Annotated in this window: 22 protein-coding genes; 7 read left to right on the top strand and 15 right to left on the bottom strand. The window is 75.4% G+C overall.

Annotated elements, in window-relative coordinates; translation table 11 throughout:
* Positions 1-44: 44 nt before the first annotated feature.
* The 6 genes from BUE45_RS00520 to BUE45_RS00495 all read right to left on the bottom strand — a co-directional run bounded on the left by BUE45_RS00520 (position 45) and on the right by BUE45_RS00495 (position 8,942).
* Positions 45-1,196 carry a dual specificity protein phosphatase family protein gene (locus BUE45_RS00520; RefSeq protein WP_073373790.1) on the bottom strand — a complete coding sequence of 384 codons (1,152 nt, stop codon included), beginning with the start codon at positions 1,194-1,196 and terminating at the stop codon, positions 45-47.
* A 92-nt stretch (positions 1,197-1,288) separates the two neighbouring features.
* Positions 1,289-1,981, bottom strand: a complete 693-nt coding sequence (locus tag BUE45_RS00515) for a sirohydrochlorin chelatase (RefSeq protein ID WP_073375178.1) — start codon at positions 1,979-1,981, stop codon at positions 1,289-1,291.
* Between the two features lie 5 nt (positions 1,982-1,986).
* Positions 1,987-3,126 carry a uroporphyrinogen-III synthase gene (locus BUE45_RS00510; protein WP_073373788.1) on the bottom strand — a complete coding sequence of 380 codons (1,140 nt, stop codon included), beginning with the start codon at positions 3,124-3,126 and terminating at the stop codon, positions 1,987-1,989.
* A complete protein-coding gene (gene nirD / locus BUE45_RS00505; RefSeq protein WP_073373786.1) occupies positions 3,123-3,482 on the bottom strand; it encodes a nitrite reductase small subunit NirD in 360 nt (119 codons plus the stop codon). Before nirD ends, BUE45_RS00510 begins: the two co-directional genes overlap by 4 nt.
* Positions 3,479-5,974: a nitrite reductase large subunit NirB gene (gene nirB / locus BUE45_RS00500; RefSeq protein ID WP_073373784.1), complete on the bottom strand. Its 2,496-nt coding sequence runs from the start codon at positions 5,972-5,974 to the stop codon at positions 3,479-3,481. Before nirB ends, nirD begins: the two co-directional genes overlap by 4 nt.
* Before the next feature lie 2,080 nt (positions 5,975-8,054).
* A complete protein-coding gene (locus BUE45_RS00495; protein WP_073373782.1) occupies positions 8,055-8,942 on the bottom strand; it encodes a MerR family transcriptional regulator in 888 nt (295 codons plus the stop codon).
* Positions 8,943-9,022: 80 nt separating this feature from the next.
* Between BUE45_RS00495 and BUE45_RS00490 the strand changes: the two genes are divergently transcribed.
* Positions 9,023-10,132 (top strand): protein kinase family protein, encoded by a 1,110-nt coding sequence (locus BUE45_RS00490; RefSeq protein ID WP_245832669.1) that lies wholly within the window; start codon positions 9,023-9,025, stop codon positions 10,130-10,132.
* Positions 10,133-10,307: 175 nt separating this feature from the next.
* On the opposite strand, the gene BUE45_RS00485 is transcribed toward BUE45_RS00490, so the two are convergent.
* Positions 10,308-11,282 carry an arsenic resistance protein gene (locus BUE45_RS00485; protein ID WP_073373779.1) on the bottom strand — a complete coding sequence of 325 codons (975 nt, stop codon included), beginning with the start codon at positions 11,280-11,282 and terminating at the stop codon, positions 10,308-10,310.
* Between the two features lie 4 nt (positions 11,283-11,286).
* Positions 11,287-11,454: a MerR family transcriptional regulator gene (locus BUE45_RS32330; RefSeq protein WP_178378412.1), complete on the bottom strand. Its 168-nt coding sequence runs from the start codon at positions 11,452-11,454 to the stop codon at positions 11,287-11,289.
* A gap of 706 nt (positions 11,455-12,160) precedes the next feature.
* Between BUE45_RS32330 and BUE45_RS00475 the strand changes: the two genes are divergently transcribed.
* Positions 12,161-13,045 carry a SigB/SigF/SigG family RNA polymerase sigma factor gene (locus BUE45_RS00475; RefSeq protein WP_084736740.1) on the top strand — a complete coding sequence of 295 codons (885 nt, stop codon included), beginning with the start codon at positions 12,161-12,163 and terminating at the stop codon, positions 13,043-13,045.
* 251 nt (positions 13,046-13,296) lie between these two features.
* On the opposite strand, the gene BUE45_RS00470 is transcribed toward BUE45_RS00475, so the two are convergent.
* Positions 13,297-14,079, bottom strand: coding sequence for an SDR family NAD(P)-dependent oxidoreductase (locus BUE45_RS00470; protein WP_073373777.1), 783 nt, complete (start codon positions 14,077-14,079; stop codon positions 13,297-13,299).
* A 408-nt stretch (positions 14,080-14,487) separates the two neighbouring features.
* Entirely contained in the window at positions 14,488-15,279 is a 792-nt protein-coding gene (locus BUE45_RS00465; RefSeq protein WP_073373775.1) for an SDR family NAD(P)-dependent oxidoreductase, read from the bottom strand.
* Positions 15,280-15,432: 153 nt separating this feature from the next.
* Between BUE45_RS00465 and BUE45_RS00460 the strand changes: the two genes are divergently transcribed.
* Complete coding sequence (locus BUE45_RS00460; RefSeq protein ID WP_073373773.1) at positions 15,433-16,065, top strand: TetR/AcrR family transcriptional regulator; 633 nt, start codon at positions 15,433-15,435, stop codon at positions 16,063-16,065.
* A 79-nt stretch (positions 16,066-16,144) separates the two neighbouring features.
* Here the strand turns inward: BUE45_RS00460 and BUE45_RS00455 are convergent, their stop codons facing one another.
* Complete coding sequence (locus BUE45_RS00455; protein ID WP_073373771.1) at positions 16,145-16,519, bottom strand: DoxX family protein; 375 nt, start codon at positions 16,517-16,519, stop codon at positions 16,145-16,147.
* Positions 16,520-16,635: 116 nt separating this feature from the next.
* Here BUE45_RS00455 and BUE45_RS33695 point away from each other — a divergent pair, with 116 nt between their 5' ends.
* Both BUE45_RS33695 and BUE45_RS00445 read left to right on the top strand, forming a co-directional pair.
* Positions 16,636-17,187: a MarR family winged helix-turn-helix transcriptional regulator gene (locus BUE45_RS33695; protein WP_073373769.1), complete on the top strand. Its 552-nt coding sequence runs from the start codon at positions 16,636-16,638 to the stop codon at positions 17,185-17,187.
* Between the two features lie 200 nt (positions 17,188-17,387).
* On the top strand, positions 17,388-17,942 hold the full coding sequence (locus BUE45_RS00445; RefSeq protein WP_073373767.1) for a pyridoxamine 5'-phosphate oxidase family protein: 555 nt from the start codon (positions 17,388-17,390) through the stop codon (positions 17,940-17,942).
* Positions 17,943-18,336: 394 nt separating this feature from the next.
* Here the strand turns inward: BUE45_RS00445 and BUE45_RS00435 are convergent, their stop codons facing one another.
* Positions 18,337-19,122, bottom strand: coding sequence for an SDR family oxidoreductase (locus tag BUE45_RS00435; RefSeq protein WP_073373764.1), 786 nt, complete (start codon positions 19,120-19,122; stop codon positions 18,337-18,339).
* 118 nt (positions 19,123-19,240) lie between these two features.
* Between BUE45_RS00435 and BUE45_RS00430 the strand changes: the two genes are divergently transcribed.
* Complete coding sequence (locus tag BUE45_RS00430) at positions 19,241-19,894, top strand: TetR/AcrR family transcriptional regulator (RefSeq protein WP_073373762.1); 654 nt, start codon at positions 19,241-19,243, stop codon at positions 19,892-19,894.
* A gap of 28 nt (positions 19,895-19,922) precedes the next feature.
* Here the strand turns inward: BUE45_RS00430 and BUE45_RS00425 are convergent, their stop codons facing one another.
* The 3 genes from BUE45_RS00425 to BUE45_RS00415 all read right to left on the bottom strand — a co-directional run bounded on the left by BUE45_RS00425 (position 19,923) and on the right by BUE45_RS00415 (position 23,940).
* The gene (locus tag BUE45_RS00425) at positions 19,923-21,842 is read right to left on the bottom strand and encodes a S9 family peptidase (RefSeq protein ID WP_073373760.1); all 1,920 of its coding nucleotides are present in this window, start codon (positions 21,840-21,842) and stop codon (positions 19,923-19,925) included.
* Between the two features lie 123 nt (positions 21,843-21,965).
* Positions 21,966-22,706, bottom strand: coding sequence for a MerR family transcriptional regulator (locus BUE45_RS00420; RefSeq protein ID WP_073373758.1), 741 nt, complete (start codon positions 22,704-22,706; stop codon positions 21,966-21,968).
* Positions 22,693-23,940 (bottom strand): MFS transporter, encoded by a 1,248-nt coding sequence (locus tag BUE45_RS00415; protein ID WP_073373756.1) that lies wholly within the window; start codon positions 23,938-23,940, stop codon positions 22,693-22,695. Before BUE45_RS00415 ends, BUE45_RS00420 begins: the two co-directional genes overlap by 14 nt.
* 152 nt (positions 23,941-24,092) lie before the next feature.
* Between BUE45_RS00415 and BUE45_RS00410 the strand changes: the two genes are divergently transcribed.
* On the top strand, positions 24,093-24,536 hold the full coding sequence (locus BUE45_RS00410; protein ID WP_073373755.1) for a nitroreductase family deazaflavin-dependent oxidoreductase: 444 nt from the start codon (positions 24,093-24,095) through the stop codon (positions 24,534-24,536).
* Positions 24,537-24,652 lie beyond the last annotated feature (116 nt).

Genomic DNA, 24,652 nt, shown 5'->3' with positions numbered 1-24,652 from the left:
CGGTTTGTGGAACTTCTCACCGCGCGGTGGCGGACGGTCCCGGGTCAGCCGGTGATGCGGGGGTCGGGCAGGTCGGCGCGGCGGGGCGGGGTGCCGCCGGGGAACAGGGCGGCGGCCGGGTCGGCGAGGTCCTGGCCGCTGAGCCGGGCGACGGCGCGGGCCAGCGAGGGGTTGTCCAGGTGGCCGCCCACGGTGCGGATGAGCAGGGTCAGGGAGGGCAGGACCGGGGCGCCCAGCCCGGCGGCGGCGTAGCGGGCGGCCACGGCGGGGGTGCGCGAGGCCCCGGCCCAGCAGTGCAGCAGGACGCGCTTGCCCTCGGCGCGCAGGGCGGCGACCGCGGCGGCGGCCTCGTCCAGGGCGAAGTGGAGGTTGGGGTTGCGGCCGGGGTCGTCGTGCAGCCAGACCCGCACCCAGTCGGCCCGGGGCAGGCCGGGGGCGTCGGTGGGGTGGGTGCGGCACAGCGACACCGCGGCGTCGAAGGTCTCGGGGCGGGCGCGCAGGTGGTCGATGTTGCCGAGCAGGACGTCGGGGTCCAGCGGGTGGGGGACGGCGAAGGGCGGCAGGCGGCGGGGCTCGTCGGCGAGCACCGTGGCGTGCGGCCACCGGTCGGGGCGGTGGCCGCGGACCAGGGCGAAGGTCGCGGCGAGCAGGGCGTGGGGGTCGGCGGTCCCGGCCATGGCGCGCTGGGCCTGCAGGGGGACGGCGGACAGGCCCCAGCGGGCGCCGGCCAGCGCGCCCGTGTACATGGCGGCCAGGTCCCCCGCGGAGGTGTAGGAGGTCCAGACGGCGTCGACGAGGTGGGCGCAGGCGAACGCGCCGCGGTCGGGCGCGTGGCGGGGCACGGGGGTGCGGGTCAGGGCCCGCCAGGAGACCCCGCGGGGGTCGTCGGCGGGCGCGTGCTCCAGGTCCGGGGAGCGCTCGGGCGGGGCGCCGGTGCGCACCAGGGTGCGCACGGCCCCGACCCAGGCGCGGTCCAGGGGGTCCCCGCCGGGTGGCGGGCGGTGGTCCAGGGCGGCGCCCGCCAGAGCGGCCAGGCGGGCGGGCGGCGAGGGGGCCGGGTCCAGGAACCGGGCGGCCAGGGAGGCGTCGGCGCCGACCAGGGCGGTCGCGGCTGTGGCGCCGGTGAGGACTCCCAGGGCGCGGTCCCAGGAGGGGTCGCGCAGGTCGTCGGCGGGCGGCGGTGCGGGGGCGGGCATGGCGGGCCTCTCGTGGACGGGGGCGGGTCCACCGGAGTGTCTTCCCCGCCGGGGGGCGGGCGTGCACCCCGTTGCCGCAACCGGCCACGCCCTCACACCGGGAGCGGCACGGCGGCCTCCCGGTAGCGGGCGGCCACGGCGCGGGCCGGGGCCGGGTCCGGGCACAGCGGGTCGGCGACCACGTCGGCCCCGGACGCGGCCAGGCGCCGCTGGAACAGTCCCGGGGCCAGCAGCCAGGACGCCACCGCGACCCGGCGGTGGCCCGCGGCGCGCAGCTCGGCGACGCGGTCGGCCACCGAGGGCCCGCACGTGGACGCGAACGCCGGGTGGACGGGGGTGTCCAGGCGGGCGGCCAGGGCGTCGGCGGCGCGGTGCAGGTCTGCCAGGGCGCGGGGGTCGGAGGTGCCGGCGCAGCCCAGGACGACGGCGTCGCCGGGCCGGTACCCGGCCCGGCGCAGGCGCCGCACCGCGGTGTCGCGCACGGCCGGGTGGCCGCCCAGGGCGGGGGTCAGGACGGCGTCGGTGCGCCCGGCCCGGACGAGGGCGTCGGGGATGTCGGTGCGCACGTGGTAGCCGGCGGCCAGGAACGCGGGGACGACCACCAGGGGGCCGGGGTGGGCGGCGGCGACCCGCCCCACGGAGGGTTCGCGCACGTCGGCGAAGGCCAGCAGGGTGGGGACCCGGACGAGTTCGGCCGTGCGCAGGGCCAGGGAGTGGGCGACGGCGGTGCCGCGGGGGTCGCGGGTGCCGTGCACGGCCAGCAGCAGGGCGGGGCGGCGCTGCACGGGCCTCACCCGCACCCGGGGGTGTCCAGGGCCAGCCGGTAGCCGCGTTTGACGACCGTCTGGATGAGGGCGGGGTCGCCCAGGGCGGTGCGCAGGCGCGCCACGGCGGTCTCCACGGCGTGGGCGTCGGCGTCCTCCCCCAGGCAGGTGAGCAGGCGGGCGCGGTCCAGGACCTGGCCGGGCCGGCGGGCCAGGGCGCGCACGAGCCGCATGAGGGTGGGCGAGAGGGTGTGGACGGTGCCGTCGACCAGGACGGCGTGGCCGCGCAGGCGCAGCCGGTGCCCGGCCACCGACAGGGCGGGGAAGCGGGCGGGCAGCTCCTGGGCCAGGGCGCGCACCTGGGAGCCGATGCGGGCGCGCTCGGGCCAGGTGGTGGGGATGTCGTGGGCCATGAGGGGGCGGGCGGTCACCGGCCCCACGCACATGCACAGCACGTCCGAGCGCAGGGCGCGCACGAGGGCGTCGGTGCGGCCGGTGGCGCCGGCGCGGGCGAGCAGCCCGGCGGCGGCCGGGGCGCTGGTGAAGGTGACGGCGTCCACTCCCCCGCAGGTCAGGGCGTCGATGAGCCGGTCCAGGGGTGCGGTCTGCTCGGGCTGGGTCCACCGGTAGACGGGGATCTCCACGACCTCGGCCCCGGCCAGGCGCAGGGCGGCGGTGAAGTCGGGCAGCGGCTCCCCGTGCAGCTGGACGGCCACCCGCAGCCCCTGGACGCCGCGGGCCAGGAGGTGGTCCAGGACCTCGGCGGAGGACTCCGAGGGCGGGGACCACTCCTCGGTGAGCCCGGCGGCGCGGATGGCTCCCCGGGCCTTGGGGCCGCGGGCCAGCAGGCGGGAGGAGCGCAGGGAGTCCAGGAGCCCGTCGACGGTGCCCCAGGTCTCGCAGGCCTCCACCCAGCCGCGGAAGCCGATGCCGGTGGTGGCGACGACGACGTCGGCGGGGCGGCGGACGAGGTCGTCGGAGACCGCGGCCAGGCGCTGGTCGTCGCTCAGGGGGACGATGCGCAGGGCGGGCGCGGCGATGACCTGGGCGCCCTTGCGGCGCAGCAGGGCGGAGAGCTCGTCGGCGCGGCGCGCCGCGGTGACGGCGACGGTGAACCCGGCCAGCGGCGCGGTGGTGGGCGGGGCCGCGGCCGGTGCCGCGGTCACGGCGTCCCCTCGGTGCCGATGCGCACGGTGGTGCCGTCGTCGTGGACGGGCCAGGTGTCCAGGCGCACCGCGGGGTCGTCCAGGCTGAGCCCGGTGCGCAGCGAGAAGACGTTCTTGAGCAGGGGCGAGGCGACGGTGGGCTCGCCGGCGCGGTCGCCGACGATGCCGCGGGAGAGCACGGCCGCCCCGGTGAAGGGGTCGATGTTGTCGACGGCGTACAGCCCGGTGCGGGTGCGGAACAGGGCGGCCTGGCGGCCCCCGGGCAGCAGCACGGCGACCCCGTCGTCGGGGCGCAGGCGGGCGCTGGGGCAGGCGGCGGTCCAGGCGGTGGGTGCCTCGGTGGCGTAGGCGGTCATCGTGCGTCCTCCCGGGTGCGCAGGGACGGCATGCCCAGTCCGACGGGGACGGGCTGGTCGCGGGTGGTGGTGAAGGCGATGGTGGGGTCGGGGGTGTCGGGGGCGTTGGCGAAGGACTGGAAGCGGGCGAGCTTGTCGGGGTCGGCCAGGACGGCCGCCCACTCGTCGGTGTAGGTGGCGACGTGGCGGTCCATGGCGGCCTCCAGGTCGGCGGCGATGCCCAGGGAGTCCTCCACGACGACCTCGCGCAGGTGGTCCAGCCCGCCGTCCATGGCCTCGATCCAGGCGGCGGTGCGCTGGAGGCGGTCGGCGGTGCGGATGTAGAACATGAGGAAGCGGTCGATGCAGCGGATGAGGGCGGCCTCGTCCAGGTCCGAGGCCAGCAGGTCGGCGTGGCGGGGGGTGAAGCCGCCGTTGCCGCCGACGTAGAGGTTCCAGCCGTGGTCGGTGGCGATGATGCCGAAGTCCTTGCTGCGGGCCTCGGCGCACTCGCGGGCGCAGCCCGAGACCGCGGACTTGAGCTTGTGGGGCGAGCGCAGGCCGCGGTAGCGCTCCTCCAGGCGGATGGCCAGCCCCACCGAGTCCTGGACGCCGTAGCGGCACCAGGTGGTGCCCACGCACGACTTGACGGTGCGCAGGGACTTGCCGTAGGCGTGCCCGGACTCGAACCCGGCCTCGACCAGGCGGGTCCAGATGGCGGGCAGCTGCTCCAGGCGGGCGCCGAACAGGTCGATGCGCTGGCCGCCGGTGATCTTGGTGTAGAGGCCGAAGTCGCGGGCGACCTCGCCGATGACGATGAGCCGGTCGGGGGTGATCTCGCCGCCGGGGATGCGCGGGACGACGGAGTAGGTGCCGTTGCGCTGCATGTTGGCCAGGTGGCGGTCGTTGGTGTCCTGGAGGGTGGCCTGCTCGCCCTCCAGGATGTGGCCGTTGCCCAGGGAGGCCAGGATGGAGGCGACCGCGGGCTTGCACAGGTCGCAGCCGGTGCCGGTGCCGTGCGCGTCGATGAGGGCGGAGAACGTGGTGGTGCCGGTGGCGCGGACGATCTCCAGAAGTTCGGCCCGGGAGTGGGTGAAGTGCTCGCACAGGGCCTTGGACTGGGCGATGCCCTCCTTGTCCAGGAGCCGCTTGAGGACGGGCACGCACGACCCGCAGCTGGTGCCGGCCCGGGTGCAGGCCTTCAGCGCGGGCACGTCGTGGCAGCCCTCGCCGATGGCCCGGACCAGGTCGCCCTTGGTGACGGCGTTGCACGAGCACACCTGGGCGGTGTCGGGCAGGGCGTCGGCGCCGACGGGCTCTCCCTGGGGGGCGATGAGCGCGAGCGGGTGGCCCGGGATCGGGGAGCCCACCAGGGGGCGCAGCGAGGCGTAGGCGGCGGCGTCGCCGACCAGCACGCCGCCCAGCAGGGTGGAGGCGTCGTCGGAGAGCACGAGTTTGGCGTAGCGGCCGGTGGCGGCGTCGTTGACGACCACGTCCAGGCAGCGGGGGGTGCGCCCGTGGGCGTCGCCGAAGCTGGCCACGTCCACGCCCAGGAGTTTGAGCTTGGTGGAGGTGTCGGCGCCGGTGAAGGTCGCCCGCCCGCCCAGGAGGCGGTCGGCCAGCACCTCGGCCATGGCGTTGCCGGGGGCGATGAGCCCGTAGACGGTGCCGCGGTGGCAGGCGACCTCGCCGACGGCGTGGATACGGGGGTCGGAGGTGGTGCAGGTGTCGTCGACGACGACGCCGCCGCGCTCGCCCACGGCGATCCCGGCCGCGCGGGCGAGTTCGTCGCGGGGGCGGATGCCCACGGAGAAGACCACCAGGTCGGTGTCCAGGTGGGTGCCGTCGGCCAGGCGCAGCCGGGCGGCGCGGCCGTCGGGCCCGGCCTCGACGGCGGTGGAGGCGGCCCCGGTGTGCACCTGCACGCCCAGGTCGCGCACGAGCCCGGCCAGCAGGGCGCCGCCGCCCTCGTCGACCTGGGCGGGCATCAGGTGCGGCGCGAGTTCCACGACGTGCGCGCGGAGCCCGAGCAGGCGCAGCGCGTTGGCGGCCTCCAGGCCCAGCAGCCCGCCGCCGACGACGACCCCGGTGCGCGCTCCGGCCCGGGCCGCCGCGGTGATGGCGTCCAGGTCCTCGATGGTGCGGTAGACGTGGCAGCCGGGCAGGTCGTGGCCGGGCACGGGCGGCACGAAGGGGGCGGAGCCGGTGGCCAGGACCAGCCGGTCGTAGGAGAGGGTGCCGCCGGTGGTGGTGACGGTGCGGGCGCCGCGGTCCAGGGAGGTGGCCCGCTCGCCCACCCGGACCCGCACCCCGGGCCCGGCCAGGTCGCCCAGGGAGAGGTCCTGGGCGGTGGCGCCGTCGAAGTACGAGGACAGGGCGACCCGGTCGTAGGCGGAGCGGGGCTCCTCCCCCACGACGGTCACCCGCCAGCGCCCGTCCCCGCCGCGGTCGCGCAGGGCCTCGACCAGCCGGTGCCCGACCATGCCGTTGCCGATGACGACGAGTTCTTCCATGGGGTCCCTCCCGGTGCGGTTGCGTTTCAGGCAACCGCCGGGGTGTTACCCGGGCGTTGGGCGACGGTGTCGGGCGTGTTTCTTTGTCCTGTCACCCCAGGTGGAACGGGAGTGATCCGGCACGGGCCGCGGCGCGGGGGCCCGCCACCTGCCACGACACCGGACCGGACCGCGGACGGCCCGCCGCAGACCCCGGCCACAGGGGGGGCGGTGTGGTTCCTCACCCGACCGGGGCGCTGGGTCATGGTCGTTGAAATGACCGGGGTGCCCGGCCCCAGCCGGTCGGCTGGCCGCGACCTCGCCACATACCTTCCGGCCCGACCGGGGCTCTTGGTCGCAGTCGTCGAGGTGCCGGGGTGTGCGCCGTGGTGGTTGTTCTCTGAACAGGGGCGACCGGCCCCAGCCGTCGAGGTGACCGGGGCATGCGCCGTGGTGGTTGTTCTCCGCACCGGGCCACCCGGCCACTACCGGTCGGCGGACCGTGGCCTCCACCACGTGGTTTTCCACCCGATCGGGGCGCCCGGCCACAGCCGTAGAGCGTTGCTCCCCGCTCAGGTTGTGGGGGTGAGAGCTCGACCGGAGTTCTCCGAAAGCTCAGCCGCTTGGGAAGGGCGGCCAGCGGAGCGTGGACCTGGCCCCGGCGCAGTCGGCGGACGGCAGACCTCCCATGCTGTGCGTTGGGCGCACGTCCGTGGTGGTGGGGGTGTCATCCGGGGCTGGGTCGAGCGAGGCGATCCCAGCTCAGCCGCCTGGGGCGGGAGGAATGCCCCCTGCAAAGGCTGGTGGGCGCGACAAGCGGCCCGTACGTAGAGCACACCCATGCCCTCCCAACGCCGTAGGGGGTGAAACGTGCGCTGTCTCTGGGCCCTGGACACAGCCCGTGGGCGTTGATCGCCACCCCGACCCCAGCGGGTTTCGGTAGGGCGTACCTCCCTCCCCAGACACACGGGGGTGAAGGCCGCGCGTACCTGCCCCGCCCCGCCCCCGGGGGTTGTCCACCCGCCCGGAGCCCCCGACCCCAGCCAGAGGGTGTCCCGCTGTCTCAGGTCGCGCGTGGTCAAGGCCGCGAGCACCTTCGCGTCGCACCCCCCGGGGGTTGTAGGAGGAAGAACCGCGCCCCGGGCCCCGGGGTCGTCCACCCGCCCAGCACCCCACGCCGTGCGGGGGCGGGAGCTGTGTGTGCTCGCGGCCTCGGTGCGTCGTGGTGCGGGAGGGCGCTTGGGTGCGGGTTACTACGTCTGGTGCTGGTGTTCCAAGCGAGGTCGGGAGCGACCGCGCGGCCCCGGTCGGACCTTTCCTCCGTTTCCACGTGGTGGGGCGGGGCAGGCCTCGCCCGGACCCGCCCCCGGACAGCACACCCCCACCACCCCGGACGCGCACCCCACGCACCCGCCCGGCCGTCTGCCGCCCGTTGCATCGTGGGGGCGGATCCGGCTCCGCCGGTCTGTACCTTCCCAAGCGGTGACCGTTCTGGAAACCAAAGGTTCTGGTCGGGCGCTACCACAGACCGCCGTTTCCACGGGGTGACCGTTCTGGAGACCTCCAAGTCCCTCTCACCCCCTCGGGCGGAGCATGCGGGAGCGTGTCCGGAAACCCCTGCGGCCGGGCCGGGCAGGTACCCGCGGCCCTACCCCGCGCGACCCGGCGTGGGAGCGATGCCCTCCGGCCGTGGCTGGGCGCTCCAGGCGGGAGGACAACCCCCGGGGGCGCGGCGGGCAGGTACCCGCGGCCCTACCCCGCACAACCTGCCGTGGGAGCGACACCCTCCGGCTACGGCCGAGCACTCCAGGCGGGTGGACAACCCCCACTGGCGGGCCGGGCAGGTACCTGCGGCCTTCACCCCCATGGGTCCGCGGAGCCGAGTACGCCCTCCCCCGACCCCCTGGAGCCGGGGTGCCGATCCATGCTCACCGGCCGTGCCCAGGACCTCAAGACAGCGCACGCTCCACCCCCCCACGACGTTGGAAGAGTGAGGCAGGTACCCCCGCCCCACCCCGCGCGACCTGTGGCAGGAGCGACGGCCTCCGGCCAGGGCCGCGCGGGCAGGTGGCCCGCGGTACCGGGGGCGGCTTGGCGGGGGTCAGGCTTCGTCCTCCCCGCCCTCGTCGTCATCGTCCTCGACCTCGCCGACCGGGCGCAGCGGCATGGCGGTCTCGATGCCCTCCGCGTGCAGAAGGTGGCGGGTCTCCCCCAGGGCCGCGAAGTACCCCTCCGGGGGCTGGTGGGCGACCAGCTGCACCCCTGCCATGGAGTACTTGGCCGCCGTGTGCCGCCCGGGCATCCGCACCGACACCTCCTCGCGCGCCGCGAACTCCTGCACGTCGACCTTCTCCGCCAGGGCCGCCCGCACCTCGGCGTCGGCGACGACCGGGAGCTTGACCAGCCAGTGCGGGCCCTCCGGGTCCGAGAACCGCTCCTTCTGCTCGGGGGTCTCCAGGGCCATCGTGAACCACGGGGTGCCCGCCACCGCGGCACCGTGCTCCCGGGCCAGGGCGCGCAGCTCCCCGGCGGTGGCCTCCGCCACGACGGCGACCTCGGTCCAGTCGTAGCGGTCCGGCTGCCCTGGCCGCCTCTCCACGGGGACCGCGGGGGCGAACGCCGACAGTACGGTCTCCCCCGGCACCTTCTTGTGCTCGACCTCGGGCCAGGAGGCGAGCAGGTCGCGGGCGGTGGCCATCGCCTCGTCCTCGGCCGCGCGCCTGCGGCGCTGCGTCTCGGCGTGGGCACGGAGCAGGTCGGCGGCGCTGTCGGGCTCGTCCAGGGCCCGGCGCACGTCCCTGACGCTCAGCCCGGCCTCGCGCAGGGCGCTGACCAGCAGGGCCGTCTCGACCTGGTCCATCTCGTAGTAGCGGTAGCCGGTCGCCTCGTCGACCTCGGCCGGGACCAGCAGTCCCTCGGAGTGGTAGAAGCGCAACGTCTGCGGGGAGAGGTCGCTGATCTCGCTGAAATCCTTGATGAACAGGCTCATGGTTGGAGTGTCGGGCTTGCGGTAACCGCAAGGTCAAGTCCGCGCCCCGGGGGCGGGCGGATAGGGTCGGGTCCGCCCCTGTGACCACGCACGCCCCGGCACGGGGCGCCGAGGAGCCGTCGATGCGCCCCTGCGATTCCCGATACGACGCGCGCCTGGCCGCCCACCGGACCGTGGGGACCCGCCTCGCGCTGCTGGGCGACCGGCGGCTGGGCGAGGTCGTGGCGTCCGCCGCCCCGGCCGGGTCCGGGATCGGCGGCCGGTCGGCCGAGCTGGACGTGGACGGGACGCGGGTGTTCGTCAAGCGGGTGCCGCTGACCGACGTGGAGGTCCGCCCGGAGAACGTCCGGTCCACGGCCGACCCCTTCGGCCTGCCCGTGTTCTACCAGTACGGCCTGGGCTCGGCCGGGTTCGGCGCCTGGCGGGAACTGGCGGCCCATATCCTGACGAGCCACTGGGTCCTGGGCGGGGAGTACACGGGCTTCCCCCTGCTCCACCACTGGCGCGTGCTGCCCGACTCCCCGCCCGAGGGCTTCGCGGACGAGTTCGGCGGGATCGACGGGGCGGTCGCCCACTGGGACGGGTCGGCGGCCGTACGCGAGCGGCTGGAGGCCATCGGCCGGTCCTCCGCGAGCCTGGTGCTCTTCCTGGAGCACGTGCCGCGGACGCTGGGCGCGTGGCTGGGCGAGCGGCACCGCGACACGGCGGCCGGCGCCGCCCACCCGTGGGTGGAGGACGCCCTGGTGCGGGGGGCGGAGTTCATGGCCTCCCGCGGGTTCGTGCACTGCGACGCCCACTTCGACAACCTCCTGACCGACGGCCGCCAGGTCTTCTTCGCGGACTTCGGGCTGGCGCTGAGCCGGGACTTCGAGCTGTCGCGGGAGCAGGGGCGGTTCCTGGCCGACCACCTCTCCTACGACCGCCACTACACGGCGAGCCACCTGCTCCACCACCTCACCGCACCACTGCGGGGCGGGACGGGGACGGAGGTGTTCCTGCGGGAGTGGATCGCGGGCCGCCGACCCGGCGGTGTGCCGCCCGAGACCGCGGCGGTCATCGAGCGCCACGCCCGGACCGCCGTGGTGCTGGGCGGCTTCCACCGGCGGCTGCTCACGCGGGACAAGCGGACCCCCTTCCCGGCGGCCGAACTCGACCGCGCCGCGGAGGCGGGAGGGGGTCCTCGGACATAGCCGGGGGCCGCGGGGCCGGAACGTCACCGACCCGCCCGACCCGTCCTTCGCCAGGGCGGCGCGCCGGAACCGCCCGCGAACGGACCGGGCGCGGCAGGCGCTGCCGCGCCCGGGAGCGGTTCCCAGGACCGGTTTCCGGGAGCCGGACGGCGGACTCGGCTCGGCGGCCCCGCCCTCACCCCCGGGGCACGGGCCCCGGGCGCGGCGCGGGCGCCCGCACCAGCTGGGCGAGCAGGGCCAGCACCGGCAGCTCCACCAGCGGGCCCACGACCAGGGCGACCGCGATCAGCGGGCGGTCGGGGAAGGCCGCCACCGCGATCGCCAGCGCGATGGGCGAGTTGCGGGCGGTGACCGCCATGGTCAGCGTGACCTTCTGGTCGTCGGGCAGCCGCAGCAGGCGGGACAGGCCGACCGCCGCCAGCGGCAGCACCACGAAGAAGGCCGCCAGGGGGAGCAGCAGCGCGAGCAGGTCGCCCAGGTGGGCCAGGACGGTGCGGGCCTGCCAGGCGAACATCGCCAGCACCGCCGTGTACAGCAGCGGCAGCACCAGGCGCGAGGCCGCGCCGTCCACGTACCGCTCGCGCAGGCGCGCGCCCATGAACCGGTTCGAGGCCCACCGCAGCACCAGGGCCAGGACCAGCGGCACCACGAGGACCAGCAGGACCGACTCGGCCAGGGTGGCGCCGTCGACCATCGCGGCCCGGCCGCCCAGCAGCAGCACGTACACCGGCAGCAGCAGGAGCTGGAGGATCAGGTTGACCGGCAGCAGCGCGGCGGCGATGCCCGTGTGGCCGCGGGCCATGGCGGTGAAGACCAGGTACCAGTCCGTGCAGGGGGTGACCAGCAACAGCAGCAGGCCGATGCGCAGGTCGGGCTCGCCTCCGAGCAGCCCCGCGCCCAGGGCCCAGGCCAGGGCCGGGGTGAACACGAAGTTGAGGGCGAGGCTGACGGCGACCAGGGTCTTGGCGCGGCGCACCTCGCCGACGCGGGCGGTGTCCATCTGCACGAACACGGCGGTGAGCATCAGCAGCAGGGCGGGCAGCACCACGTGTTCGGCAGCCGGGCCCACGGGCAGCAGCAGCCCCGCGGCCAGGCCCGCCAGGGCGGCCAGGGCCACGAACAGGCTCTGGAGGCGTTCTGCCAGGGGCATCGGGTCAGTCCTCCTCGACGGGTTCGGGGCCCGGGGCGCCGAGCGGGCGCGCGGAGCCGTACCCCGCCGGGGAGCGCCGCGCGGGGAGCGCCCCGCGCTCCCCGTGGTAGCGCAGGGCGGTGGCCGCGACGCCCGAGCGTTCGGCCGGTTCGGAGACCCGCATCAGTGCCATGCGGCCACGGTAGGCCTTCGAGTCGGCCGGCAGGTCGAGGCGGTCCGTGCCGCACGGCCGCGGGGCGGGCGGGGACCCCCGTGCCGTGGGCGTGCCCGGTGCTCCCCCGGCGGGCGCGGACCGCCGGGGCGGGGCCGCGGTGGCGGCCGGGGCCCCGCCCGGGCCGGCGGGGCGCGCACGGCTCGGACCGCGAAGGGTCATACCCGGCGTTTTCGCAGGCCAGCACTGGTTATGGAAGGGTAAGGACACGCCGACGGTTCCCGGACACGCCGCCCGCATATCGCGACGCCGGGTCACGATGTGCTTACGGTGAGCGGGCCTGAGCCGTTCCGGGTGCGTGCGGGACCCCGCAGGGGGTCCGGGCCCGCGCGTCCAGCGATCGCGCGCGCCCGGCCGGGACGATCACGGGGTGCCGCCGCGTTCGGGTGACGAACCGCACGTTGCGCGCCGCATCCCCCGGATGCGGGGGTGTTTCCGGGATCGCGGCGCCCGCGATCGAATCCTTAACCAGACAAATATTGTCGCACGACAAGAAATGTGTCGCCATGGCGCTTTAGGGGGGTTTTCCCGGGCATGGCCACGTGTGCCGGATCCCCCCTAGGCCTCATGTGTCACACGGGTGACGGGTGTCGGCCGGAGGGAGACCGGACGACAGCCTGCACCAGCAGGAACGAGCTTCACGCAGGCCAGAGCACCGGGGGTTTTCTTGTTCCCGTCCGCAGCACAGGACACCTCACCCGCTTCATCCGCCTCACCCGAGGCCGGTCGGGGGCTCATCCCCCGCCCGCGCCGGCCCTCGGAGTTCACCGCGTTCGAGAAGGACTCCGCGGAGGACCTCCTCATCCGGCTCCGCGCGCTGGAGGAGGACGATCCGCGCGCCCGGCACATCTGGGAGCAGATCGTGGAGGAGTTCGGGCCGCTGGTGTCCCGGATCGCCCGCGACTACCGCGACAAGGGGGAGCCGCTGGAGGACGTCACCCAGGCCGCGATGGTCGGCCTGGTCAAGGCCGTCCGCGGCTTCGACCCCTCCCGTGGCATCCCCTTCATGGCGTACCTGCGGCCCACCGTCACCGGGGAGATCAAGCGCCACTTCCGGGACCACACCTGGGCGGTCCACGTGTCCCGGTTCCACCAGGAGAACCGGATCCGCCTGCGCCGGGTCCTGGCCGACTACGAGCAGCGCCACGCGCGCCGTCCCACCACGCCCGAACTGGCCCGGCTCATGAAGCTGAGCGAGCGGCAGGCGGGGGAACTGCTCCAGGCCTCCGAGGCCTACCGGTGCCTGTCCCTGGACCGGCCCGAGGCCGACGACGAGAGCGACGACTCCGGGTCCCGCCTGGAGGACCGCCTGGGGGCGGAGGAAACGGGCTTCGAGCAGGTGCTGGAGCGCGAGAGCCTCAAGCCTGCGCTGGCCGAGCTGGACGAGCGGGCGCGCACCATCCTGCGGCTGCGGTTCTTCGGCGACCACACCCAGGCCGAGATCGGCGAACACCTGGGCTGCTCCCAGATGCACGTCTCCCGGCTCCTGAAGGAGGTCCTGGACAAGCTGCGCGACCGGGTCGACCGCCCGGACCGGCTCTCCGGCCTGTAGCGGCCCTCCGGGGCCGCGCCCCGTCCCAGGGGGCGGCCCGACACCGGGGGCACGGCCCGCGAACGCGGCGGCCCCCGGGCGAAGCGGCGACGACCCCGACGGCACCGCCAAGGGCCCCGGCGCCGGGTCCTCTCCGATGCCTCCGGTGGGACCGGGGACGGGGCGGGCCCCGCAGGGGCCCGACCCCTACCCCCGGGACGGGGGCCGACCCGGGCACGCCGCCCCGCCGCCCGCCCCGGCGGCCGACACGGTCACAGGGCGTGCCCGCCCGCGACCTGGAGGACCTGGCCGGTGATCCACCGGGCCTGGTGGGACGCCAGGTAGACCACCGCGTCGGCGATGTCCTCCGGATCGCCGACCCTGCCCATCGGCACGATCTCCCGCGCCCGGGCCAGGACGTCCTCATCCATCCAGCCGGTCTGGACGGGGCCCGGGGCGACCGCGTTCACGCGGACGCCCCGGGCGGCCAGGTCCAGCGCGTTGGACCTGGTGAGCGCCTCCAGTGCCGCCTTGGACGTCCCGTAGCCGGTCTGGCCGGGAAAGGCCCGCGCGGCGTCGGTGCTGATGTTGACGACGCACAGCGGGTCGTCCCCGCGGCGCAGCCGGACCGCCTCGGCGGTCAGGAGCGCGGGGGCGACGGCGTTGACCCGGTAGTGCCGGTCCAGCGACGCGTGGGTCAGGGTGTCGACGGTGTCCGGCGTCTCGCAGTGGGCGGCGTTGTTGACCAGGACGTTGACCGCGCCGGCCCGGGCCGCGACCGCGCGCAGCAGCCGTGCGGCCCCGTCCGGTTCGGACAGGTCGGCGCTGACGGCGAAGGAGCCGTTGCCGAGTTCCTCCGCGAGCCGGTGCGCCTCCCGGGCGGCGGGGGTGGCGTGCGCCCACGCGGTGTCCGCCGGGGCGGGGGGATCCTGGGCGAGGTGGTGCACCGCCACGCGTGCCCCCTGCGCCGCGAAAGCGCGGGCGATCGCCGCGCCGATGTTGCCTGCGCCTCCGGTGACCAGGACGTTCTGTCCGGCAAGGCGGGTGTCGATCATCGTGTCTCCTTCCATGAATTCCCCTGTCGTCCGGTGCCGGACGACGACTGCGCGTTTTCCGGGCGCGGGAGGGGGTCCGCGGGCGGGCGCGCGGCGCGGACGGGGAGAACGGGGGCGGGGAGGGGGCACGGGCGTCCTGGTCCTGGGCAGGGTTCGTCCCGCGGGGCTGTACGCCGCGCACACGGGGACCGGCACTCTCAGGAACGCATGTGCGCATGGTACACAAGCCGCCGCCTGGCGGGCGGCCATCGGGGACATCGGCCGCGAGGGGCCGCCCGCCCCGCTCGCCCCGGCCGGCCGGGGCGAGCCACCGGGACCGCTGGACGCCGGCACGGGGCGAAAGGCCGGGAGGGCGGCGGTCCGGCTCCCCGCCGGTCCCGTACCCGGCACGGGACCGGGCGGCCCGGCTCAGGCGGGGGCCTTGACGGCCCCGGCGTGGACGGCCCAGTTGGACCCCACGGCGCTGGGCATCTCCGGAGAGGCCAGGAGCACCACGGCCCGGGCGATCTCGGCGGGGTCGACCAGCCGGCCGGTGACCATGCCGCTCCGCTCCGCGAAGCCCGCCACGACGGCGTCGCGGTCCGCCCCGGTGGCGGCGGCGACCTTGGCCGCCATGCCGTCCTCGCCCGTGATGAGGGGCGTGCGCGTCGAGGACGGCGTGACGACGTTGACCCGTACACCCGCACCGCCGACGTGCTCGGCCAGGCCCCGGGAGAACGCGTGGAGCGCGGCCTTGGCCGCCGCGTAGGACAGCGGGACGGTGTGCGGCTTCAGGGCCGAGTCCGACCCCACGGTCACGACCGCGCCCCGGGCCTCGGCCAGCGCGGGAAGGGCCGCACGGGTGGTCCGCACGGCGGCGAAGAGGTTCAGTGCCAGCGCCTGCTCCCAGTCCTCGTCGCGGCCCCCGAACGGGTCGGCGAGCACCCCGTCGGGCACCACCCCGCCGCCCGCGTTGTTGACCAGCACGTCCAGGCGCCCGTCGGCGGCGAGCGCCGCCCCGACCATGCGCTCGGGGCCGTGCGGCGTGGCCAGGTCCGCGGAGACGAAGGCCGCGCCGGTGGCCTCCAGTTCGGGCGTCATCGTGCGGGAGGCGGCGGTGACCTCGGCGCCCTCGGCGAGGAACGCCCGGACCGTGGCGAGCCCGATCCCCCTGCTCGCTCCGGTCACCAGGACGCGCTTGCCTGCCAGTCCGAGTTCCATGCGGTGGTCCTCCAGTCGTGGGGATGTGGTCCGACACCGCAAATAAAACACCGGAGTCTCAGTCATGTCAATAAGTGAATCATTGATGTCTCACTTGGCGCCGCTGTGGAGACGCATGTGACTCGGCTACGATGAGGGCGTGAGGCGACGCGGATGACCGAAGACACCAGGACCCGGCAGGTGCGCGCGGACGCGCGGCAGAGCATCACCCGGATCCTCGACGCGGCGAACCGGGTGCTCGCCCAGGACCCCCAGGCGTCACTGGAGCAGGTGGCCGAGGCCGCCGGGGTGAGCCGGGCGACCGTGCACCGCCACTTCTCCTCGCGCCGGGCGCTGCTGGACGCGCTGGTGGAGGACCTCAACAGCCGCTACCGGGAGGCGTTCCGGCAGGCCCGGGTGGAGTCGGTGCCGCCGATGGTCGCGCTGTACCGGCTCACCGAGGGGGCCTTCGAGCTCAAGACCGCCCACCCCTTCGTCATCGGCCTCACCCCGGCCGGCGGCCCCGGCTCCGCGGAGTCGGACCCGGTGCTCCGGGAGGGGCTGGAACGGCTCTTCGCCAGGCTGTGCGCGGACGGGGAGATCACCGCGCGGGACCCGTCCTGGTGCCGCCGGGTCTACCTGGCGCTCCTGCACGAGGTCTACGAGCTGGACGCCGGCTCCCCCGCGCTGGCGGCCGGGGGCTCCGCACCCGCCGACGACGTGGGCGCCCGGGTCCGGCTCCTGGTCTCCACCCTGGTCGGAGCGCTGGGCGGCCCCCCGGCGGCGGCCGGGGGCGGGGACGGGTGACCCGAGGACGCGCCGCGGGCCCGGGGCCGCACGCGGGGGGTGCGCGGCCCCGGGCCCGCGGAGGGGGCCCCTCGCGGGGTCAGAAGGCGTAGGGTCCCAGGCGGCCCCAGGCCACCAGTGCGGCCAGGGCCAGCAGTACCGCGTTGACGGCGATCAGCGGGACCTCCGAGCGGCGCGCGTGCACCACGATCGCGCCCGCCATCATCAGGACCAGGCCGACGGCGGCGGCCCCCGCCAGCACCGGGGCGACGCCCACCAGCGGCGGTACCACCAGGCCCACGGCGGCCAGTACCTCCAGGGCGCCGATGGCCTTGACCGGGCCGGTGCCGAAGTCGCGGGCCCACCCCAGGCCGGCCTCGGCCAGCTGCTCGGGGGTGCGCGCCAGCTTCATCGCCCCGGCGGCGGCGAACACCAGGGCCAGCAGTCCCGCGACGACCCACAACACGATGCCCATATCGTTCCCTCATCCCAGCGTTTGACTTCAAGCTTGTAGTGAACATACAGCCTGTTGACTTCAAGCGTGAAGTCGAGCCGAAAAACGTGACTTCACCGTTGAACTAGATTGGGAGCATGGAGGAAACACAGGAGGACCGGGGGACCCGCTGGCTGGACGATCAGGAGCAGGAGAACTGGCACGCCTTCGCCTACCTGCTGTCCCAGCTCCCCGCGGCGCTGGAGGCGCAGATGCAGCGCGACGCGGGGTTCGGGCACTTCGAGTACCTGGTGCTGTCGGCCCTGTCCGGGGCGCCCGGGGGGACCCTGCGCATGAGCGAGGTGGCCCACTACACCGGCAGCACGCTCTCGCGCCTGTCCAACCTCGTCTCCCGGCTGGAGAAGCGCGGCTGGGTCACCCGCCGGCCCGACCCGGACGACGGCCGCTACACCCTGGCCTCGCTCACCGGGGACGGCCGGCGGGCCACCGCCGCGGCGGCGCCCGCGCACGTGGCGGAGGTGCGCCGCCTGGTCCTGGACCCGCTGACCAGGGCCCAGCAGCGCCAGCTCGGCGCCGCCGCCCAGCGCATCCTCACCGCGCTCCAGGCGCCCTGCCCCCCGGCGGTCACCCACCGTGCCGCACCCCCGTGCCCGCCGCCGTCGGCGGAGCGGGGGGCGGACCCGGCCTGAGGGCCGCCGGGGCATCCGGCTTCCGGGCCCCGGCGCCGCGCGGCGGCCGGGACGCGCAGGCCGCCCGCCCTCTGGGGAGGCCGCGCCGACGCCCGCCCGGGGATGTGTCCGGCGCCGCCGTGGTGCCGGAGGAGCACCGCGCCCCGGGAGGGCCGGGGCATCGGCGTCCGTGCCGGCGCCCTCGCTGCCAGAATCCCCCCATGGCAAAGATCTACGAGTCCATCACCGACCGCCTGGCCCGCTTCCTGCTCGACCAGCCCGTGTTCTTCGTGGGCACCGCGCCCCTGTCCGGGGACGGCCACGTCAACGTCTCCCCCAAGGGCATGTCCGGCACCTTCGCGGTCCTGGACGAGCACCGCGTCGCCTACCTGGACTACACGGCCTCCGGCGTCGAGACCATCTCCCACCTGCGGGAGAACGGCCGCATCGTGCTGATGTTCTGCTCCTTCGACGGCCCGCCCGCCATCGTGCGCCTGCACGGCACCGGGCGCTTCGTCACCCCCGGCGAGCCGGAGTTCGCGCGGCTGCGCGCCCGCTTCTCCAAGGAGCGCACCCTGGGCCAGCGCGCCGTCATCGTCGTGGACGTGCACCGCGTCTCCGACTCCTGCGGGTACTCCCTGCCCCTGATGGACCTGCGCGGGGACCGCGACCTGCTGGACCGCCACCACGGGCGCCGCGACCCGGAGTACTTCGACGAGTACCGGCGCACCCGCAACGCCACCGGTATCGACGGCCTGCCCGCCCTGCCCCGGTAGAACCGCCCGCCCCGGGGGCACGCAACGGACGGACCGGTCGGGACCGCCGTGCCCCCGACCTGCCTCCGGCCGGCGTGAGGCTCCGTCCGCGCGGCGGGCCGCGCCGCCGCCGGTGTCGCCGGGGAGAGCGGTTACGCCGACCAGGCCCACCTCCACCGCGAGGTCAGGTCGTTCACCGGGCGTACCCCCACGGCCGTGGCGCTCGCCCCGTGGCTCGCGATCGACGACGTGGCGTGGCCCGGACGGCCTCCGGGGAGGACCGGTCCGGGCGGTCGCGCTCCCGGTGACGTGAGCGGGTGAGCGCGCACCCCCGCGGATGTCCGGCCGACGACCGCCGTCCTGACACCCGCGGGGCGCGGCGCACCCGCTCCTCCATGGGAAGCCCTCCCCCGCCTCAGGCCGCCGCCGGCTCGGGCCGCAGCGCCGGGCCCAGCAGCAGGCCGCCGTCCAGGACGAACTCCGACCCCGTGGCGAAGGAGGCGTCGTCGGAGGTGACGAACAGCAGGAGCCGTGTGACGTCCTCCGGCTCTCCGAGCCGGGGGATCGCGAAGGGCTCGGGCGAGTAGAGGTCGGAGAGGGGGACGGCTCCCGGTGCGCTGGGCTCGTGGACCAGCGGCGTGGACACGACGCCGGGGTGGAGGGAGTTGACCCTGATGCCGTCGCGCCCCAGTTCCAGGGCCGCGCTGCGGGTGAGGCCGCGCACCGCCCACTTGCTGGCCACGTAGGGCGCGTACATCGCGGTTCCGCCGTTGGCCATGGTCGAGGCGATATTGACGATCACCCCCGCGCCGGCGCGGCGCAGGGAGGGGACCGCGGCCCTGATGCCCAGGAACTGGCCGGTGACGTTGATGCCCAGGGTGCGCTCCCAGACGGCGGGCGCGGTGTCCTCGATCAGGGCCGGCGCGTGCTGGACGCCCGCGTTGTTGACCAGGACCGAGAGCGGGCCGAAGCGGTCCTCGGCCCGCCGGACGGCGCTGTCCCACTCGTCCGCGCGGGTGACGTCCAGGCGGACGAAGAGCGCGCGCTCTCCGAGTTCCCCGGCGAGCGCGTGCCCGGCCTCGTGCGCGATGTCGGCGATGACCACGCGGGCGCCCTCGCGGTGGTAGGCCCGCACGTGGCTCGCCCCCATGCCGCCGGTTCCCCCGGTGACCAGGACGGTGCGGTTGTCGAAGCGTCCCATGACGCTGTCCCCCTTGGTGTACGTAAGGCGAGGCGAGTCACTTGACTCACCTCGAAGGGTAGGCCCGCACGAGTAGTGAGTCAAGTGACTCGCCTCGCCTGAAGGCTAGACTCGCGCCATGACCACGGAGCCTTCGAGGTACCACCGGCGGGTGGCCGAGGAGAAGAGGACGGCCATCATCGAGGCCGCCACCGGCCTGTTCCTGGAGAAGGGGTACGGCGGCGCGTCCCTGGCGCGGATCGCCGAGTCCGCCGGGGTGTCCAAGGCCACCCTCTTCAAGCGGTTCCCCACCAAGGCCGCGCTCTTCGACGCCATCGTCACCGAGTACTGGCGCCCGGGAGGGGGCGAGCGCCCCGAACCCGACCCCGGGGACCTGCGGGCCGGGCTCACCGGCATCGGCAACGGCTACGCCGACCTGCTCACCCGGCCCGGCATGGTGTCCCTGTACCGCATCGTCATCGCCGAGGCCCCGCGCTTCCCCGAACTGGGCCGCGCCCAGTTCGACCTCGGCAAGATGCCCTACTTCACCTCGGTGCGCCGCTACCTGGAGGCCGCGCGCGACACGGGGACGGCCCGGTTCGAGGACGCCGACACCGCGGCCACGCAGTTCCTCGGGATGATCGCCGACTACGTCCTGTGGCCGCGTATGCTCCTCGTGGACTGGTCCCCCTCCTCCGGTGCGGTCCAACGCGCGGTGGCCGAGGCGGTGGCCACGATGGAGGCCAGGTACGGGGTGCGCGACGCCGGCCGGGAGGACGCCGCCCGGCGGTGAGGCGCCGCCGCCCCGCACGGCGCGGGTGTCAGGCGCCCCCGGAGGTCCGTCCGCCCAGGTGCCGGGCCAGGAACCGCTCCAGCCTCCCGTACAGCTCGATGTTGCTCTCCGGGTTGAGGAACCAGTGCCCCTCGTTCTCGTTCAGCAGGTACTCCACCTCGGCGCCGCGCGAGCGCAGCGCCTCGGCCACCCGGTCGGAGTTGCGGCGGTGCACGCGCACGTCGTTGGCGCCGTGGATCAGCATCACCGGAGCCGTGATGTCGTCGACCCGGCTGATCGGCGAGCGGGCGAGCATGTCGGCCTCCTGCTCCGGGACGTCCGGGTCGCCGATGTAGCGCAGGTAGCTGTTGGCGACCATGCGGCGGGCGAACGGGACGACCGACCGGACCAGGTCGGTGAGGTCGGACATCCCCGTGTAGCTGACCGCCGCGGCGAACCGGTCCGGGGTGAACGCGGCCCCCACCAGCGCGGCGTAGCCGCCGTAGGAGGTCCCGTAGACCGCGACCCGGTCGGGGTCGGTGAACCCCTGGTCCACCGCCCAGTCCAGGGCGTCGAGGAGGTCGTCGTGCATGCGTCCGGCGAACTGGCCGATCGCGGCCTGGGTGTGCGCCTTGCCGTAGCCGGTGGACCCCCGGAAGTTCACCTGGAGCACCGCGTAGCCGCGGTCGGCCAGCAGCTGCACCTCGGGGTCGTAGCTCCAGCTGTCGCGGTACCACGGGCCGCCGTGCACCAGCAGCACGGTGGGCAGGCCGCGCGGGTCCGCGCCCACCGGCAGGGTGAGGTGGCAGGGCAGGGACAGCCCGTCGCGGGCGGTCAGGGTGACGGGCGTGACCGGGGACAGCCGGGCCGGGTCCAGGTGCGGGAAGGGCCGGAACAGGCGGCGCGCCCGCCCCGTGCCGTGGTCGTAGAACCAGGTGACGCCGGGGTCGCGGTCGTGGGTGAAGTCCACCACCCAGCGCATGGCCCCGGTGTCGCAGGAGACGTGGGCCAGGTCGCCGTCGGACAGCTCGGCCAGCCGGGGCAGCACCTCGGCGAAGTGCGGGTCGAGCGCGTGGATCTCCTGGCGGGCGCCGAGGTAGCGGGCCCCCAGCAGCTCGCCGGTCACCGGGTGCAGGATCAGCGAGGACGGGAAGCGCGTGTCGGCCTCGGGGCGGGGCGTGTCCAGGTCGAACACGGGGTGGCTGTCGACCCCGGCCTCCTCGCCGGTCTCTAGGTCGACCCGGACCAGGCGGGTGCGGTCGGACCCGCGCGGGGAGCCGATCCACAGCCCGTTCCCGTCCGGGGTGGGCACGGCCGGGGTGAGGCCGAAGGGGAAGTCGGAGCCGGAGAACCGGGCGATGGTGCGCAACCCCCCGTGCGCCCACTCCGAGAGCACGTGCTCGCCGTCCTCCTCCAGGGTGAACGCCAGCAGCCGCCCGGAGGCGTGCAACCAGGTCAGGACGTCGCCGGGGTTCTCCGCGGCCGTGGTCAGGCGGCCGGTCTCCAGGTCGAGCTCGAACAGGTCGATCAGGTCCGGGCGGCGCTTGTTGAGCTGCACGAACGCCGTGCCCGGCCGGTCGGCGGGAAGCTGGGTGCCCAGCAGCCGCACGCCCTCGTAGGGCGTCAGGTCGACGGCGGGCTCTCCGGGCCGGTCCGGGTCGGCGCGGTACAGGTGCCAGTTCTCGTCGCCGTCGTCGTCCTGCTGGAACAGCAGGTGGCGGCCGTCGACGCTCCAGAAGAACAGGTCGATGTTGCGCCGGGTCTGGGAGGTGACGCGCCGGGCGCCGGAGCCCTCGGCGTCGTCGGGGGCGGCCCAGTCCGAGTCCACCTCGCGCAGGAAGACGTTGAGCCGCCCCCGCCAGGGGGCGAGGTAGGCGACCCGGGTGCCGTCCGGGGACAGCACGGCGCGGCTGCGGGTCGGCGGTGAGAAGAACTCTTCGACGGTGATCGGTGCGTACGGTGCGGTCATGGCGGGTCCTCGGTGTCGTGGGTCGTGTACGGCTTCGAGTCCACTCCCCGACGTCGCGTCGGACTCAAGGCCGCGCGGGGTGTTCCGGGTCACACGCGGCCCGGGGCCGGCCCCCGGGCGCGCTCAGGCGTCCCCGGTCCCGACCAGCCGCTGCTGGACACGGCGTATGACGCGGTGCTGGACGGGGCGCAGGGTCTGCTCGTTGAGCTGGTCCATCAGCGCCGCGCCCCGCTCGTCCAGCGGCGCGGCGTCGGCCAGGTGCGCCACCACGGGTTCGAGGTGGGAGACCAGCGCGTCGACCAGCGCCTCCACCTCCTGCTCCGGGGTGTGGGGGCCCAGGTCGTAGAAGCGCGTGGTGAGCGGCGCCGCGGCCGCCAGGGCCTCCTGCGCCCCGTCGAACAGCGCGGCGAACTCCTGCGCCCCGCCCTCGCCGAGCAGGTGGCCGATCAGGACCAGCAGGTGGTGCTCGTAGCGCGCCATGTCCTCGGGCATCTCCGTCTCGGGTGCCGTGCGCCAGGACGACATCTCCGGCGCCAGGTCGGGAGGGGTGCCGCTGCGGCGCAGCGCGGCGATGCCCGCCCTGCGGGCGAGGAGGCGCTCGACCTCGGCGGCGGCCTGGCGGTCCAGCTCGTCGAGCAGCGCCTCCGCGGCGGCCGGGTCGTCCAGCACCTCGGGCAGCGCGGACAGCGGCACGCCCAGGGCGGCCATGCGCGTGATGCGCAGCAGCCGGACCAGGTGGCCCACGTCGTAGCGCCGGTACCCGCCGGCCGAGCGCGGCGGCTCGGGCAGCAGCCCGATCTGGTGGTAGTGGCGCAGCGTGCGGACGGTGACGCCGGCCAGGGCGGCGAGCTCACTGCTGAGCATGGGACGGCTCCTTCGGTTCCGGTGCGCGCGGCTCCAGGCCGCGCAGGGCGCGCGAGGCGATCACGGCGGGCAGGACGAGGACCCACACCCCGGCGACGGCGAGCCCGGCCAGTATCGGGGAACCGTACTCGGCCACCAGGCCGGCCAGGCCGATCCCCGCCGGTGCGGCGACCATGAGCAGGGCGGTCTTGACGCTGAGCACCCGGCCCAGCGCCGCGGCGGAGGTGCGCTCGATCTGGAGCACCCCGATGACCGCGCCGACCACGGCGTTGCCCACGCCGAGCGCGGCGGCTCCGGCGAACACCGCGGCCGGGGAGAGCAGGGAGGCCATCAGCAGGAACCCCGCGGTGGTCGTGACGAACCCGGCCGTGAGCCAGACCCGCACCGAGAGGCGCCGGCCGACGCCGCTGTAGAGCGCCGCACCGGCCAGCATGCCCGCGGCCAGGGCGGTCAGCACCAGGCCGAGCAGGTCGGGGCGGTCGATGAGGTCGAAGTACAGCGGCATCACCAGGCCCTGGAGGCCGCCCAGGGCCACGGCCAGGCCGATGAGCAGCACCGACGTGCCGAGCAGGAACCTGCTGCGCGCCACCACCGCCACGCCCTCCCCTAGTTCGCGCAGGACCGGCCGGCGGGGCGGCCGCTCCCCCTCGACCTCGCCGAGCGTGCGCGGCAGCGTCCGGGTGAGCAGGGCCGCGGCGGCCGAGGTCGCCGCGGTGATCCACAGTACGGAGGCGGCGTCGAAGGCGGCGAGCAGCACGCCGGCCAGCGCCGGGCCCACCACCAGGGCGGCGGAGGTGAGGGTCTGGCGCAGGCCGACCACCCGGGTCAGGTCCAGGCCCGTGTGCCGGGCCACCATCGGGGCCAGCACCTCGCGGGCCGTCATCCCGGGCACGTCGCCGAACGAGCCCGCGATGCCCAGCACGATGAACCAGGTCAGGTTCAGGCCCCACACCATGTCGACCAGCGGCAGCGCGGCGACCGAGGCGGCGGAGATGACGTCGGAGACGACCGAGGCGGTCCGGCGGTTGATCCGGTCGATCACCACACCGCTGAGCAGGCCGACCAGGACGGCGGGGACCGCCGTGGCGGTCGCCAGCGCGGCGGTGCCCAGCGGGCTGCCGGTGGTCTGGAGCACGATCAGCGGCAGGGCGACCGCGGCGATGCCGTTGCCGAGCAGGCTGAGCAGGTGGGAGGAGAGGTAGGCGGAGACGACCAGGGTCTTCTTGAGCGGCATGGGACCAGGAAAGACCCCGACGTTGCGTCGGGGTCAAGCGCGGAGCCGGGCCGCGGGGCCGGTTCCGGGGGTGATCCCGGACACCGGGGCGCCGGCCCCGACACACGGGCCGGGTGTTTTCCCGGGGCCGGTCCCGCTGTTTGACTGGGGCCATGCCTCTGCACGGTGAATACGAACCCAGCACCTCCACCCGGGCCCGCGAGCAGGCGGAGCTCTACGAGTCCTCCGGCGGCACCGAGGGCACCACGTTGAACGGCATGCCGGTCGTGGTGCTGACCTCCGTCGGCGCCAAGTCCGGGAAACTGCGCAAAACGCCGCTGATGAGGGTCGAGCACGAGGGCCGCTACGCGGTCGTCGCCTCGCTCGGCGGCGCCCCGCAGCACCCCGTCTGGTACTTCAACCTCAAGGCCGACCCGCGCGTGGAACTCCAGGACGGGCCCGCCCGCTCCGACATGGCCGCGCGCGAGGTCACCGGCGAGGAGCGGGACCAGTGGTGGGAGCGCGCGGTCGCGGCGTTCCCCCCGTACGCGGACTACCAGGCCAAGACCGAGCGGCACATCCCGGTCTTCGTGCTGGAGCCCGCCCGGCACGGCTGACCCCGCTCCCGCGCCCCGCGCGGTGCGACGCCCGGTCCCAGGCAGGGGCCGGGCGTCCGTGTTGCGGGGCCCGTGCCGGGGCGCGCGACCTGCGCTGGAGGGCTCCGGCCCCGGGC

This window comes from Nocardiopsis flavescens, from assembly GCF_900141985.1.
In the GTDB taxonomy this organism is placed as follows: Bacteria; Actinomycetota; Actinomycetes; order Streptosporangiales; family Streptosporangiaceae; genus Nocardiopsis; species Nocardiopsis flavescens.
This window is presented reverse-complemented; position numbering and strand designations above follow the sequence as displayed.